This window comes from Paenibacillus sp. FSL H7-0690 (genome assembly GCF_037980415.1).
Taxonomy (GTDB): Bacteria; Bacillota; Bacilli; order Paenibacillales; family Paenibacillaceae; genus Paenibacillus_AQ; species Paenibacillus_AQ odorifer.
The window spans coordinates 2,360,366-2,372,804 of record NZ_CP150281.1 but is presented as its reverse complement, the minus strand read 5'-3'; the positions used below and the strand labels follow the sequence as shown (position 1 = coordinate 2,372,804).

Here is a 12,439-nt window from a genome sequence, read left to right as displayed (position 1 = left end):
ATTTTAAAGGTAAATGACATCTAAAAGCAACTATATTGGCTAATTAGCTCTGAAGTTCTTGTCGAAAATGTGCGGTGCTATCCTTCACCCTGCTGAAGGGTAGGATATTTCCGGCCCATTCGTGACACGAACCAGCCCATTAGCAGCATGGTCACTCCAATATCATCGATCGGAATAAATGGCATGAAGTCCGGCAAGACCCAATAGAGCAATACTGGAATTGTAAATAACAGCTTGTCCCCCATTGCTACTTTAGGGGAGCGGATGTATTGCCAGGAGCTACTGAAGATATGGGACCATTGTTTTAGTGACAGTATTTTTTTCAGTTTCATGGTGACCCTCCTCCCAAGTAAAAAGGATACAGCCGCGGATAACGTGTAATGACGACAGCGGCCATACCCTATGGTTTATTTTACGCAAGTTTACTGCAAATGTTTCATAATTATTTCACATTGGAAAGGAGCGTTGCTAATATAAGTCCTGTTTCCAGGGCCATATCTTCAAAATCTGCTAGTGGCAGCGGATTTTTGCCAATCCCAAGCTCCACAGTAAATCCAGGTTTGCGGAAGGTCTGAATAAACCAATCCTTATATCCGGCATCACTTCCCGTCAGCTCCACTGCCCGGTAACTGCTCGCAACTGCCAGCTGCACGGCTAATTCACGGCTCTCGGGAGGCTCATACCCGCGGTAGTTCCAATAAATCTCTCCTCCTTGGCTATGCAGAGACACTGCAGCTTCGCCAGGCGCTTCCTCAGCCAGGGCTGCCAGAGCAGCTGCTTCAGGCTCACTCAGCGGCTCAGGGCCGCTGTAATCCCGCGGTGAGGGCTGCCTTACTCCCCGACGTTCCCGCTCCTCTTCCCAATGAGCGGGAAATTGATCCCCAAGATCCACACCGCGGATGTTAGCTTTCCAATGCCGGAAGCTGCTTCGTCCACCATTCCATCTCATGAGGTCATCATAAAACGGATGGTCAGGCAAAACCCCTTCCTGAACCAGCTCCACACCATCTGGATTAGCCATAGGCACGACCCATAATGTCCAGTTTTGGAACCAAACCTCAGGGTTATGTCCATTCCATTCCAAGCCTTCAGCATAAGCTGCTGCATACTCCTCTATGAAGGACATCAAGCATGGCGAAGTCAGCCATTCATTGGCATGCAAAGCGGCGTTAACATGCAGATGACGAGTGCCGTTCCCGATCTTGAGTACATGGAGTGGCTTGCCGAGTACGCTCGTGCCTATTGTGGCTGCTTGTATAAACGGGTATTGGACAAGCAAGCTGTCAATGTCACTCTCAACATCAGCCGGACCGTACTCCCCGCGCAGAAACACCACGCGGTCTGGAATCGGGGGTGGAATGACAAGTATTTTTCCAGGTGTACAGCAGCGCCCTGAGGTCACACCAGGATTAAGCTTCTCCAAATCCTCTAAATTCACATTAAATAATGAGGTTATCCGTTCTGGAGTGTCCCCTTCCTGCACAGCATACCTTTTACGCGGCGAAGATGGCAGAAATAAAACCTGGCCTGGGTATAAATAAGACTGCCTCCCAACCCATGGATTACCTTGAATAACATGCTCAGGAGTTAATCCATGTAGAGCGGCAATTCGGCTTACGGTATCTCCCCTGTTTGCAATATATTGTCGCATTAGGTCTCATCCTCTCGGCCTTAAATTGCTGATACAGCAATACAAAAACAGCGGCATACAGCACTTAACTCTATTGTATGCAAGCGCCACTACCCGGCATGAAGGAGAAATGAATCACAAGAAAAAACAACGTCATCGCCCTTTATAGATGGCAACCATTTCTCATGAAAATAAGGATATTACAGATCCGCAGCGTATAAATGCTTATATTTCAAAAAAACAGACTGGGAAATGTGCTTTCCCAGTCTGTTTTTCTTTTTACACTCCCATGGAGTTTGTCCCTATTCAATTCAACATTGCTCCTGCTTATAACGTGGATACTTGCCACACTACTGGAGTACGTCTAATTTGTTCTCCAAGCCAGTCTCGCGCGATGCTTTGAAACATCTCAGCATCACCGCTGCAGAAGAACTGATGAATTGGACTTTCATCGCCGATGGACAGCTTGCCTTTGTCATATAAAATTGTGCTGATCTCACGAGCGGTCTCATCTGCAGAACTGATCAGCTTGACTCCTGATCCCATAGTCTCACCAATGGGTTCTACAAGAAATGGATAATGAGTGCATCCTAAAATTAAAGTATCGATGTTAGTGTCTTTAATGCCTTCGAGTGCCTCTTCTACGATATCGTAACTTTTCTCTGAGCGGAACTTGCCTTGCTCGACAAGTGGGACAAGCGCTGGACAGGCTTGACTTACAACCTCAACAAAAGGGGACAACTGCTTTAATGCGTTAGTATAAGCTCCGCTGTTGATGGTTCCTACCGTACCGATCACGCCGACATGTCCGCTTTTGGTTGCGCTAATTGCTGCGCGGGCTCCGGGATGAATCACCCCAATTACAGGGATAGAGACCTTGGCTGAGATATAATCGAGTGCCGCAGCTGTTGCGGTATTACAAGCGATAACGATCATTTTAGGATTAAACTGGATCAAATAATCTACAATTTGTTCAGTAAACAGTTGTACTTCCTCGGTCGAACGGGGTCCGTACGGAGCTCGGGCAGTATCTCCGAAATAAATGATCTTCTCCCGCGGGAGTTGCCTCATCACTTCTTTGACAACTGTTAACCCTCCCACACCTGAGTCTAATATTGCTATAGCTTGCTGCACGAACACACCGCTTCCTTCTACTTGTTTTGTGTAGCTTATGTAAGGTGAAAACAAAATGTACCTGGCTTTCAGCCCCAATTGCAGATATTACTCCTTTTGCCCTCTTAGTTCAAGACTAGTCTTCTTCCATCATTTAACAAGCGGGTGCAAACTAATTAAAAAAGCCACCCTCCGCCCAATGCGAAAAAGCGGCTCTATTATAAGAGAATGAGTACTCTTTTACCACTGAAACAGAGGATTTAAACCACGGTCCCATTATAGAATTTCTTTATCAACCTTGTCATCTTGAACGACTTCTTCCAGGCTAACTTCTTCGCTTACATCTTCACTTATAGTGGCCTCAACCCACTCAGTTTCCATTTCCAAAGTGGCAGCAGCCTCTTCAACAGCTTCTACAGCGTCAACTGCTTCTACAGCATCTTCTGTAGCAATACCGCTTACAGTTACTGTGATTTTTTCTTCTTCATCAACAGCATTCGCACATGATTTGCTCCATTCCCGAACTTCATGCACTACATGCCCAATCGAATCTTTTGCTTTGTCATAAATTTCAATGCTCTTGTCTCCGGCTTGAACAGCAATTTCTTGAACCTTCTCAATACCAGCGGCAGTTCCTTCCGCAATATCCTTGCGCAGCTCTTTACCTGGTTTAGGTGCGAACAGCAATGCTGTCACCGATCCAACCACACTGCCGACTAAAGCGCCCCATAATAAGCCTTTGGTGTCCTTTTTCATCGTTTCATCTCTCCTTTAAATTCATTGCTCCCCGCTCTACCGGGCTAATGCCTATATCTGCTATATCATAAGCAGCAGGGGATTGTCTTGTGACTAATTATTATAACTTTTCAGAAGTTTTGTCTGTAACATTTTTGGGTACGATAGCGTAGCGGCAGCAATGGCCGCCCTCTGCCATACATTCATTACGTGTTACCTTAGCATCCAGCAGTTCTTCGAAAAGACTATGCTCACATTGGCAAGCCTTACGATACTGGGTAGCCACTTGGCGAATCGGGCAATTGTACTCCTTTATGACATATGAGCCATCCTCTTCGCGGTTCCATTCTGCCATATATCCACCGGCATTTTGGATGGAAGATAATTCGGCGACGCGTTCTTCCAAATTCCGCCGTTCCATCATCGGAGCATACTGAGCGAGCATTCGGCGGCGGCGTCCTTCAAATAATGTATTAACAGCATCCAGTCCACTGCCGTAATCCAATTCACGCAGAAGCTCCAAAGCCAAGTTGTGATAACTTTTTGGGAAATATTCTTCGGCTCTCTCCGTTAATGAGTACATATGTAAAGGCCGCCCCATCGCTTGCCGGACCACTTTTGTCTTTGCAAGCCCTTCTTGCTCCAGCTGAAGCACATGACGACGGACACCCATCTCTGTAATTCCCAATTCTTCTGCCAGCGCGCCGATGGTCAGTGTTCCTTTCGTCTTCAGGAGCGTCATAATCATTTGTCTTGTCGATCCGTTTTCCTGCCCCATCTTCATCATAAAGGAACCCCTCTCTTTCACGGCTATCGCCTATTCTATGTGATTCTATCCTATGCTATTATAGCGGTACGCTGGCTCCAAGCTCCTGGTCCAAATATTTCCGTACCTCAACGGCAAACTGCTCAAGTACTTCCGAAAGAATGGGGGTAAGTGGATGCAGATCACCTCTCTCCCAGGCATAATAATCCTGAACGAGTGGCTTACGCAGAGCAACTAATTCTATCAATCTCTCATAAATTTCACTTTGACCTAGCACTTTCTCTTCATGAATAATAGAAATTATATCCTCATAACTTCCAGCATCACGCATAATAAACCCGTCAATGAGACAGCTACCAACGTCTGTTACAACCTCTATTGCCAGATGGAGGCAGCGTTCCTGTATTAGTCCAGTTAATGTTGTACCATCCCAGGAAGCTGCTACAGTCCGAAGACCAGCGGTAATATCAGGGATTTGAGCAAGAATGGTTTCGATTTGATTGCGGTTGACATAATACACAGCAATACCCCCATGTCGATAATTGTTAGAGAATCGTCCTAATCTCTACTTACCGCGTTTGCCACGGCGTTTCAGCCAGAAGAACATTACGAAACATGCTCCGAGAAAAACGACTAAATAAGTTAACGCTTCCATTGGATACTCAAGCTCACGCATTCCTGTCACCGCTTCCGGTATAAAATGATGATACTATATTCAAGCAGCTGCTTAAATTTCGTAATCTACAGCAATCGAGAGCTCTTTGACTTCATTAATGTGAGCAATAACTTCTTTATGCGCCGGATGAACCTGATACGCCTGTAAATCCTCTAGAGAAGCCACTTCTGTGACTAGAGCAATATCAAAGGAACGATCGGAATGAATGATGTCAGCACCCACCTCGATGGAGAGAAGCTGCGGGATCTTACCTTCCATATTACGCAGTACCGCTACCGTTGCCGCTACGCTTTCTTCGGACCGATCTTTTAATTTGAAAAACACAATATGTTTGATCATTCTATATCGCTCCCTAATGTAATATTGTAATTAGATATTAAAAATATATCATAAGCGTAGCTGTTCTGAAAGAAACTTAAACGGTGTTGTCAGAAATAGCAGCATTAACCATTGCCGATATACCAGAAAGTGTTGTAGTATATTTTTAAAAAATCGGAGGAATTATGCCTAATAACCAACAAGAAACTCATAATATCCAGGCGTGGTCTCTGATCAATCGCAAATACCTTGGACAAGGCGTTCGAGTCAAAAGATTTCGCCGTCCAAAGCGCAGCCAGATTAGAAACCGTGTGCTGCTTGCTGTATTGATGGCTAAGGATATCAAGCTGTCACGACTCGCAGAAGAGCTTGGTATATCCTCACGCAGTGTAAGCGCTTGGGTATACGAAGGTCGTATCCCTTCCAACAATAACATTGACAAGACCTGCCGCCTATTGGGGTACCCACCCCACATTCTGTTCAATGAAGCGTTGATTCGTCAAAGCCCCATTGTATGTCAGCCTACACCTTCACGTTTTATGAAAAGAAGTATTACCAGTTCACCGCGCAGCAATGTTATCCTGACCGGACTTTGTATGGTTTACGATTTCTCAGTAACGGATGTAAGTATCTGGATAGGCGTCCATCCTGGAACATTTCGAAAATGGCTCCACAACAGCCATCTGCCGACCCCTGCTCTGCAGGAAAAAGCCGAGGCTTTCTTTCGGATTCCACGCCATATTCTATTTGCAGACTGCGGAACGCTCTAATACAATCCTCTCACAAAACACGTCTAACACAGCCCTTCTTCAAGAAATCATGAGAAGGGTTATTTGCCATACCTTTTTTTTCTTAAAAAGAGGTCATACTACTGTGTGTAAATATATTGTCTAGTACTAAAGAACGGGTCAGGAGGCGCAAGATGAAACTTAACGGAATTCTGTCAAAGGGCTATACCGATACTTGGAAAGTGGCCCCTGGTGTCATTGGACTTCGCACTATGTTTGTAAATGTCGCATTAATTGGCCAGCCCTCTTCGGATTGGGTTCTTGTAGATACTGGTCTTAGCTCATATACAGGCAATATTATTGATTTTGCTACGGAGCATTATGATAAACCTCCGGTGGCAATTATCCTGACGCATGGGCATTTTGACCATATTGGGGGTGTAAAAAGGCTTGTTGAGGAATGGAATGTGCCTGTATATGCTCATCCGCTAGAACTACCTTTTCTGACAGGTAAAGAAGACTACCCTCCAGCCGATCCGGCCGTAGGCGGCGGGCTTATGAGCATGATTTCCCCTTTATTTTCACATCATGGCATTGACCTTGGTTCAGCCGTTCATCCCTTGCCGGAAGACAGGACTGTTCCTGGTGCGAAGGGCTGGGAATGGATCCATACCCCTGGACATAGTCCCGGACATATCTCCCTGTTCAGGCCTGAGGATAGAGTTCTGATCGCAGGTGATACGTTCCTTACGGTCAAACAGGAATCCGTATTTGCAGTGGCTACGCAGCATCAGGTGGTGCATGGCCCACCCTCTTATTTCACGACAGACTGGGAAGCTGCTGAGAAATCGGTCCGTACCCTTGCCTTGCTGAATCCACATCTTGTTCTTTCGGGACATGGAGTACCCATGGAAGGTGAGGAGCTGTCTACTCAGCTTGCTCATTTGTGCAAAAATTTCAAAAAAATGGCGCTACCGGGTCAAGGTAAATTTGTGTAAAAAAGGTACTCCTGATCAGCGCACAGAGGTCTAGGGAAAAAGTCCCTATAATTCATTTGATATAGCCGATTCTACGGATATTCAACGAAATTATAGGGAGTTCCTCCCTAAATTACTTGCTTAGTGCAGATTTACGTGCGACGATATATCTCAGTATGTATTGATGTTTTTTTCCAAGCGGCCCACATAAAGTCTCCACACATGAGCCGGTCGTAATTATTTTCGTACCTGCAAAATGTTGTCTTAAATCTTCTTCACTAAAAAAATGGGCGTATTTTCCCTCTTTGTATTCGTAGGTTCCCGGTTCCAAAAGTGTTCCACAGCCGTTGTTCGCATCCTCATCGGAAAAACTGGTAAAATAGAGCAAGCCATCCGGCCGCAGCTGTTCCAGACAATTAGCTACGAGCCTGCGGCGATCCTCTTCGAGAAATAAATGCAATACGTCATAGCAGTAGACAGCATCAACCTGTACTTCAGAAATAGGATCTAATACGGAACCTGAGATAAAATGGCTCTTGGGATCCCATTCTGCCGCCATCTTTAACGCGTCCTCGCTCAACTCAATGCCTAAGGTCTTAAACTCATCTGAGAACACCTTCGTATTTCTTCCGTATCCCGCACCCGGGACTAAAACTGATTTCACGTTATGTTGCCGGAATATATCCCTTGCTGCCTGAGCTGTAGGACTAGGTTCACTCCCCCAGATCATTCCTTCCTGAGCAAATCTTCGACTCCAGTATTCGGACATAGATTAGACCTTCTTTTTAAATTTATTCGCTAATTTCATCGCAAGGAACTGAGGGATCAGGTTTAGCATACTAAAAAATATAAACGATCCTGTAGGTCCAAGTGGTTTGAAAAACGTCCCGTCCCAACCGCCTTCCCCTGACAAGTTGCTAATAAAATAATAAGAGACAAATGCAGAAGCGATATTCCCAATGACTATAGCAATTATATTATTAGACCATTTTCCCAAAAAAGCTATTAGTGATGTTATGACGATCATCATTAAATAACCAACCATTGAACCATTATTGAAATCTTTATCCATCGCGAAATAGACAAATGGAAAACAGTACACAATAATGATCAGGAGATTCAATCCTAATTTTCTCACCGCATCCCCTCCTCAGCTAGTTTTTCACTCTATACCAATACTGATAGATCTCCTTAAAACCCAGCTTGTCATACAAGGCTGAAGCCCCCGTATTCGCTTGCACAACTTGCAGAAAGGAAGTTGTTGCTCCCTTTGCTCTCCCCCAATTAAGCAACGCTAGCAGCAGCTGTTCCGCCATTCCCTTTCTACGATGAGCAGGGGAAGTGACAATATCATACAGACCCAAGTACCCGTTCTGAATCACACCAAGACCGCAGGTGACAGGAACACCATGATTAAACAACAGGACATAACCCTGCTGCAAATGTGATGCAGACAACATTCTAGTTAAGGTTTCCCGGTTCTTATCAGACAAGCCGGTAAGCTCACTGAAGGTGTGCAGCCACTCTTCAGTCAAGCTCTCCTGTATCTGAACCGTATAACGCAGATCGGGGCTCGCTAAGTCCCCCAGATCAAGAAGCCTTACAGATGAAGGCTCGGCAATTGTATAGCCACGCTCTGCAAGAATCTCATCAAGCTTTGGCGGCTGGATGTAGGGGGTTATTTTGAACACGGACTGTAGTCCAGCATGCTCATAATAACGCTCCGCAAGCTTGATTTGTTCTGTGAGTTCAACCTGAGAGCTGTCAGCCCCGTATAATGGATTGACCGAATTGGCCCTTTTTGTATAACCAGCTGCCGAACGTAGAATCCAGCCCTGCAGGAGAACGCTTTGCTCCGCCGGCCAAGTATTAAGTGTGATTTCTTCTATGAATTTATACAGCTTAATCCGCTCCTTTTGAAGCACGTTTGTTACGCATCGCAGGCAGTAATTTCACAGCTCCCTCCCCTTGGGAGGTGAAATAGTCATATTCGGGAGACTCTTTGCCATAGAGAGCTATTTTCCCCTCACCGTTATAATGAACACCCCAACCAAAACGCTTCGGCAACAGTGAAGCCCTTAGACAAGGATGATTTTTGGAAAATAGTTCGTTCCATATTTCTTCCTTACGGGCCAAACGTTCTTCCTGTGGAATTTGTTTATGGCGCACATGAACCTCGTACAGAAGTTCTTCATGATTGTATTTGTAGGGCTCATTGATTAACAGTTCATATTGAATCACATGTGCAGGCGGGAGCGTTCGGCAAGACATCGGAAGAACTCCTATTTCCTCAGGACAGTCCTCTGCTACACGAATAAAAGTATCGGTATAGCTCATTTGCATCACCTCCATCTTAAATAGAAATATATTCCTTCTATGATAAATCATTTTCCTATTCTAAGCATAGCCGAATTTTCTAAAGCCCATGATGGATGAACAGCAAAAACGGCCAATCCTCTAAACTACGGAGGATTAGCCGTTCTCATTTACCAACTCGACTTGGTAATGCCCGGAATCTGACCTTTATGCGCCAATTCGCGGAATACAATTCGGGAAACATTAAATTTCCGCAAATAGCCTCGAGGTCTGCCAGACACTTGGCATCTATTTTTTTGACGAGTTGCGGAGGAATCACGTGGCAGCTTTTGCAAAGCCATATAGTCCCCCTGTTCCTTTAGTTCTTTTCTTTTAACAGCGTATTTGGCGACTAGTGCTTGTCTCTTCAATTCTTTCACAACTTTAGATTTCTTGGCCATGTTCGTTCTCCTTCCATCCTTTAAATCTACTCGTTCAATGCACTCTTCAAGGCTTCCAGGTTCTGACGCATGATTCCTAAATAATCCAGGTTTTGACTGCGATCTTCCTCTGTTAATCCTTCAATTGGGTTTAGAACGGCTGCTTTGGCACCAATCTCTTTTGCTATTGTGTCTGCCACACTGGAGGATACAAGTGTCTCGAAGAAAATCGTCTTCACTTTATGCTCTTTCGCAAACTCCACAATCTTACTCATATTTGCGGCAGAAGGCTCCTGCTCCGGAGATAGTCCGGCAATCGGGACCTGAGTTAATCCATACTGCTTGGCAAGGTATCCAAAAGCCGCATGCTGAGTAATAAAATCCTTGCGTTTAGTATCCTTAAGACCGTCCTTAAATTCTTGATCCAGTTGCTCCAGCTTAGCTACATAAGCATCTGCATTTGTCTTAAAATCCTCGGCATGTTCAGGTGCGGCAGCAGCTAAAGCTGCTTCAATGTTACGCACTTCTTGAATGGCTAATGTAGGATTGAGCCACACATGCGGATCTAATCCACCGTGATCATGCGAATGCTCTTCATGAGCATGTTCTCCTTCTTCATGAGCATGCTCCTCTTCTTCATGAGCATGCTCTCCATCTTCATGGTGGTGGTCAGCTTCTTCATGGTGGTGGTCAGCTTCTTCCTCTTCCGTGCCTTCCATGATGTCCAGACCCTTGCTCGCTTCTACAGTAATTAACGGAGTGCCAGATACACTTTCCAGCACCTGATCTACCCAGCCTTCCATTCCTGCGCCATTATAGATCAGCATATCCGCATCTGAGATTTCTGCCATATCTTTTGCAGTCGGTTCCCAATCATGGGGTTCGATTCCTGCCGGTATGAGTGCTTCCACGTCCGCCAGATCTCCTGCCACATTTTTGGTAAACTCGTAAATAGGATAGAAACTGACTTTAATATTTAATTTAGATGACTCCGGAAGGGCTGTAGCTTCTGCGGCTCCAGAAGCATTCGTAGTAGTAGAAGAATTAACAGCATTATTACCGCAACCGGCGGCAATAAGTAACGCGGACAGGGACAAAATGGCTAAATGATGGATTCTAAATTTCATTGAGAGGTGTAACTCCTTTACTGGAAATAGTTTTATGAATTCGCCGACGATTTCTTAGTCGGATCAGCTTCTGTACCAAAATTGCGATTAATAAGAACGATAGCAGTATAAGAGCAATCGTCCCACCAGGCGGTGTATTGATGTAATACGAGGCACTTAGGCCACTAAAAACGCCGAGTAATCCTACGCCGATTGAGATCAATATAGCTGTCGTAAAACCAGACGCTATACGCAAAGCAATCGAAGCTGGCAAAACAATAAGCGCTGAGACTAACAGCACTCCAACAACTGGCATCGCAGCAGCGACTGTCATTCCAGTTAGTACAGCAAACGAAAATGATAACCAGCCCACATGAACTCCACTGATACTAGCGGTCTCTTCATCAAAGGTCAGATTATATAAGGATCTGCGTAACACAATAAAATAGATCAGACCGATTACAGCAACCACAGCGATAATCTTTAGTTGAGTGTCGCTGACCGCAACGATGGAACCAAACAGATAGGAACTGAAGCTTTTACTTAAATTCTGCTTTAAGCTCATAAGTACAACTGCCAATGCTAATCCAGAGGTCATAATAATCGCTACCGGAAGCTCGCTATATGTACGATAAGAACGTCGAAGCTGTTCGATGACAATACCACCGAGAATCGCTACCATGAAGCCACTTAGTGCCGGATTAAGCTGTAGTATTGAGCCTAGTGCTACTCCTGCAAGCGAAACATGAGAGAGGGTATCCGCCATTAGGACCTGACGGCGAAGCATGAGATATACCCCGAGTAGCGGACCGATAATGCCAATTAATCCACCGGCCCAAAATGCACGTTGCATGAATTCGTAACTAAACATTGCCAACCCTCATTCTCCTTTCGTTCCAGGCTGATCAACGTATCCAGATAGGAGCTGGTCTCTTCCAGGCCATGCGTCACCATGATTACGGTCCGGCCGTGTTCACTGACATCATGGCGCATCAGCTTATAGAACCCAATACGACTGTCCAGATCCATCCCCGTAGTAGGTTCATCGAGAACCAATATCTGCGGCTGTTGTGCCAATGCTCGAGCGATGCAAATCCGCTGCTTCTGGCCGCCTGACAGTTCTCCTATCTTCCGGTCTCGCAAATGCCACATCTCCACCTGCTTTAAACTTCGCTCAACGATCTCGTCCTGCTCAGGTGTAAAGCGTCTAAATAATCCAAGCCTTGGATAACAACCCGAGCGAACCAGTTCGATCACCTTACTTGGGAACCCTGCGTTAAAAGAAGCTACCTGCTGTGGAACGTAGCCGATAACCATCTTTCCGTTATCTGATAACTCTTTATTCAACTGAATCGTTCCACTCCATGGACGAAGCAGGCCGAGCATTAGCTTCAGCAGGGTGGTTTTAGCAGCACCATTGGGTCCCGTTATACCAATAAACTGTCCGGTATGAATATCTAATGAGATATCATCAAGAACAGGTTCATCCCCATACCCGAACACTACATTCCGCATGGATGATAGGATCATCATGCCTCGCCTCCCTTCTGACTGATATTATGTCCAACCCAGATTAAATCGTAAGTTTTACGATTTAACAAATTTGATAATATCGTAATCATTACGATTTGTAAACCCAAAACTGAAAATTAATC

The 12,439-nt window shown here is 45.2% G+C and carries 17 protein-coding genes; 2 read left to right on the top strand and 15 right to left on the bottom strand.

Annotation, left to right across the window (positions count from 1 at the left end; translation table 11 throughout):
• Positions 1 to 77: 77 nt before the first annotated feature.
• The 7 genes from MHI32_RS10235 to MHI32_RS10205 all read right to left on the bottom strand — a co-directional run bounded on the left by MHI32_RS10235 (position 78) and on the right by MHI32_RS10205 (position 5,259).
• Positions 78 to 332: a hypothetical protein gene (locus MHI32_RS10235; RefSeq protein ID WP_076125091.1), complete on the bottom strand. Its 255-nt coding sequence runs from the start codon at positions 330 to 332 to the stop codon at positions 78 to 80.
• 110 nt (positions 333 to 442) lie between these two features.
• Positions 443 to 1,651, bottom strand: a complete 1,209-nt coding sequence (locus MHI32_RS10230) for a M14 family metallopeptidase (protein ID WP_340012286.1) — start codon at positions 1,649 to 1,651, stop codon at positions 443 to 445.
• 306 nt (positions 1,652 to 1,957) lie between these two features.
• Positions 1,958 to 2,764 (bottom strand): glutamate racemase, encoded by an 807-nt coding sequence (racE, locus tag MHI32_RS10225; protein WP_036689641.1) that lies wholly within the window; start codon positions 2,762 to 2,764, stop codon positions 1,958 to 1,960.
• A gap of 255 nt (positions 2,765 to 3,019) precedes the next feature.
• On the bottom strand, positions 3,020 to 3,499 hold the full coding sequence (locus MHI32_RS10220; RefSeq protein WP_076125087.1) for a YtxH domain-containing protein: 480 nt from the start codon (positions 3,497 to 3,499) through the stop codon (positions 3,020 to 3,022).
• Positions 3,500 to 3,599: 100 nt separating this feature from the next.
• On the bottom strand, positions 3,600 to 4,265 hold the full coding sequence (locus MHI32_RS10215) for a metalloregulator ArsR/SmtB family transcription factor (RefSeq protein ID WP_076184345.1): 666 nt from the start codon (positions 4,263 to 4,265) through the stop codon (positions 3,600 to 3,602).
• A 58-nt stretch (positions 4,266 to 4,323) separates the two neighbouring features.
• The gene (locus MHI32_RS10210; RefSeq protein ID WP_076184344.1) at positions 4,324 to 4,764 is read right to left on the bottom strand and encodes a HepT-like ribonuclease domain-containing protein; all 441 of its coding nucleotides are present in this window, start codon (positions 4,762 to 4,764) and stop codon (positions 4,324 to 4,326) included.
• 207 nt (positions 4,765 to 4,971) lie between these two features.
• Positions 4,972 to 5,259, bottom strand: coding sequence for a Dabb family protein (locus MHI32_RS10205; RefSeq protein ID WP_036689213.1), 288 nt, complete (start codon positions 5,257 to 5,259; stop codon positions 4,972 to 4,974).
• Positions 5,260 to 5,423: 164 nt separating this feature from the next.
• On the opposite strand from MHI32_RS10205, the gene MHI32_RS10200 reads away from it, so the two are divergent.
• Both MHI32_RS10200 and MHI32_RS10195 read left to right on the top strand, forming a co-directional pair.
• On the top strand, positions 5,424 to 6,008 hold the full coding sequence (locus MHI32_RS10200; protein ID WP_036679391.1) for a helix-turn-helix transcriptional regulator: 585 nt from the start codon (positions 5,424 to 5,426) through the stop codon (positions 6,006 to 6,008).
• A gap of 152 nt (positions 6,009 to 6,160) precedes the next feature.
• Positions 6,161 to 6,964, top strand: a complete 804-nt coding sequence (locus MHI32_RS10195; protein WP_076184343.1) for an MBL fold metallo-hydrolase — start codon at positions 6,161 to 6,163, stop codon at positions 6,962 to 6,964.
• A 112-nt stretch (positions 6,965 to 7,076) separates the two neighbouring features.
• On the opposite strand, the gene MHI32_RS10190 is transcribed toward MHI32_RS10195, so the two are convergent.
• From MHI32_RS10190 to MHI32_RS10155, 8 genes are all read right to left on the bottom strand, one after another.
• Positions 7,077 to 7,712 (bottom strand): class I SAM-dependent methyltransferase, encoded by a 636-nt coding sequence (locus MHI32_RS10190; protein WP_076125081.1) that lies wholly within the window; start codon positions 7,710 to 7,712, stop codon positions 7,077 to 7,079.
• Between the two features lie 3 nt (positions 7,713 to 7,715).
• Positions 7,716 to 8,081: a hypothetical protein gene (locus MHI32_RS10185; RefSeq protein ID WP_076125079.1), complete on the bottom strand. Its 366-nt coding sequence runs from the start codon at positions 8,079 to 8,081 to the stop codon at positions 7,716 to 7,718.
• Positions 8,082 to 8,097: 16 nt separating this feature from the next.
• The gene (locus MHI32_RS10180; protein WP_081390515.1) at positions 8,098 to 8,868 is read right to left on the bottom strand and encodes a GNAT family N-acetyltransferase; all 771 of its coding nucleotides are present in this window, start codon (positions 8,866 to 8,868) and stop codon (positions 8,098 to 8,100) included.
• The gene (locus MHI32_RS10175; RefSeq protein WP_340012285.1) at positions 8,846 to 9,280 is read right to left on the bottom strand and encodes a DUF6157 family protein; all 435 of its coding nucleotides are present in this window, start codon (positions 9,278 to 9,280) and stop codon (positions 8,846 to 8,848) included. The genes MHI32_RS10180 and MHI32_RS10175 overlap by 23 nt, the downstream gene beginning before the upstream one ends.
• 149 nt (positions 9,281 to 9,429) lie before the next feature.
• Positions 9,430 to 9,699, bottom strand: a complete 270-nt coding sequence (gene rpsN, locus MHI32_RS10170) for a 30S ribosomal protein S14 (protein WP_038569786.1) — start codon at positions 9,697 to 9,699, stop codon at positions 9,430 to 9,432.
• Positions 9,700 to 9,725: 26 nt separating this feature from the next.
• Positions 9,726 to 10,805, bottom strand: a complete 1,080-nt coding sequence (locus MHI32_RS10165; RefSeq protein WP_076301230.1) for a metal ABC transporter substrate-binding protein — start codon at positions 10,803 to 10,805, stop codon at positions 9,726 to 9,728.
• The gene (locus MHI32_RS10160; RefSeq protein ID WP_076125073.1) at positions 10,795 to 11,661 is read right to left on the bottom strand and encodes a metal ABC transporter permease; all 867 of its coding nucleotides are present in this window, start codon (positions 11,659 to 11,661) and stop codon (positions 10,795 to 10,797) included. Before MHI32_RS10160 ends, MHI32_RS10165 begins: the two co-directional genes overlap by 11 nt.
• Positions 11,607 to 12,314: a metal ABC transporter ATP-binding protein gene (locus tag MHI32_RS10155; protein ID WP_340012716.1), complete on the bottom strand. Its 708-nt coding sequence runs from the start codon at positions 12,312 to 12,314 to the stop codon at positions 11,607 to 11,609. Before MHI32_RS10155 ends, MHI32_RS10160 begins: the two co-directional genes overlap by 55 nt.
• Between the last annotated feature and the right edge of the window lie 125 nt (positions 12,315 to 12,439).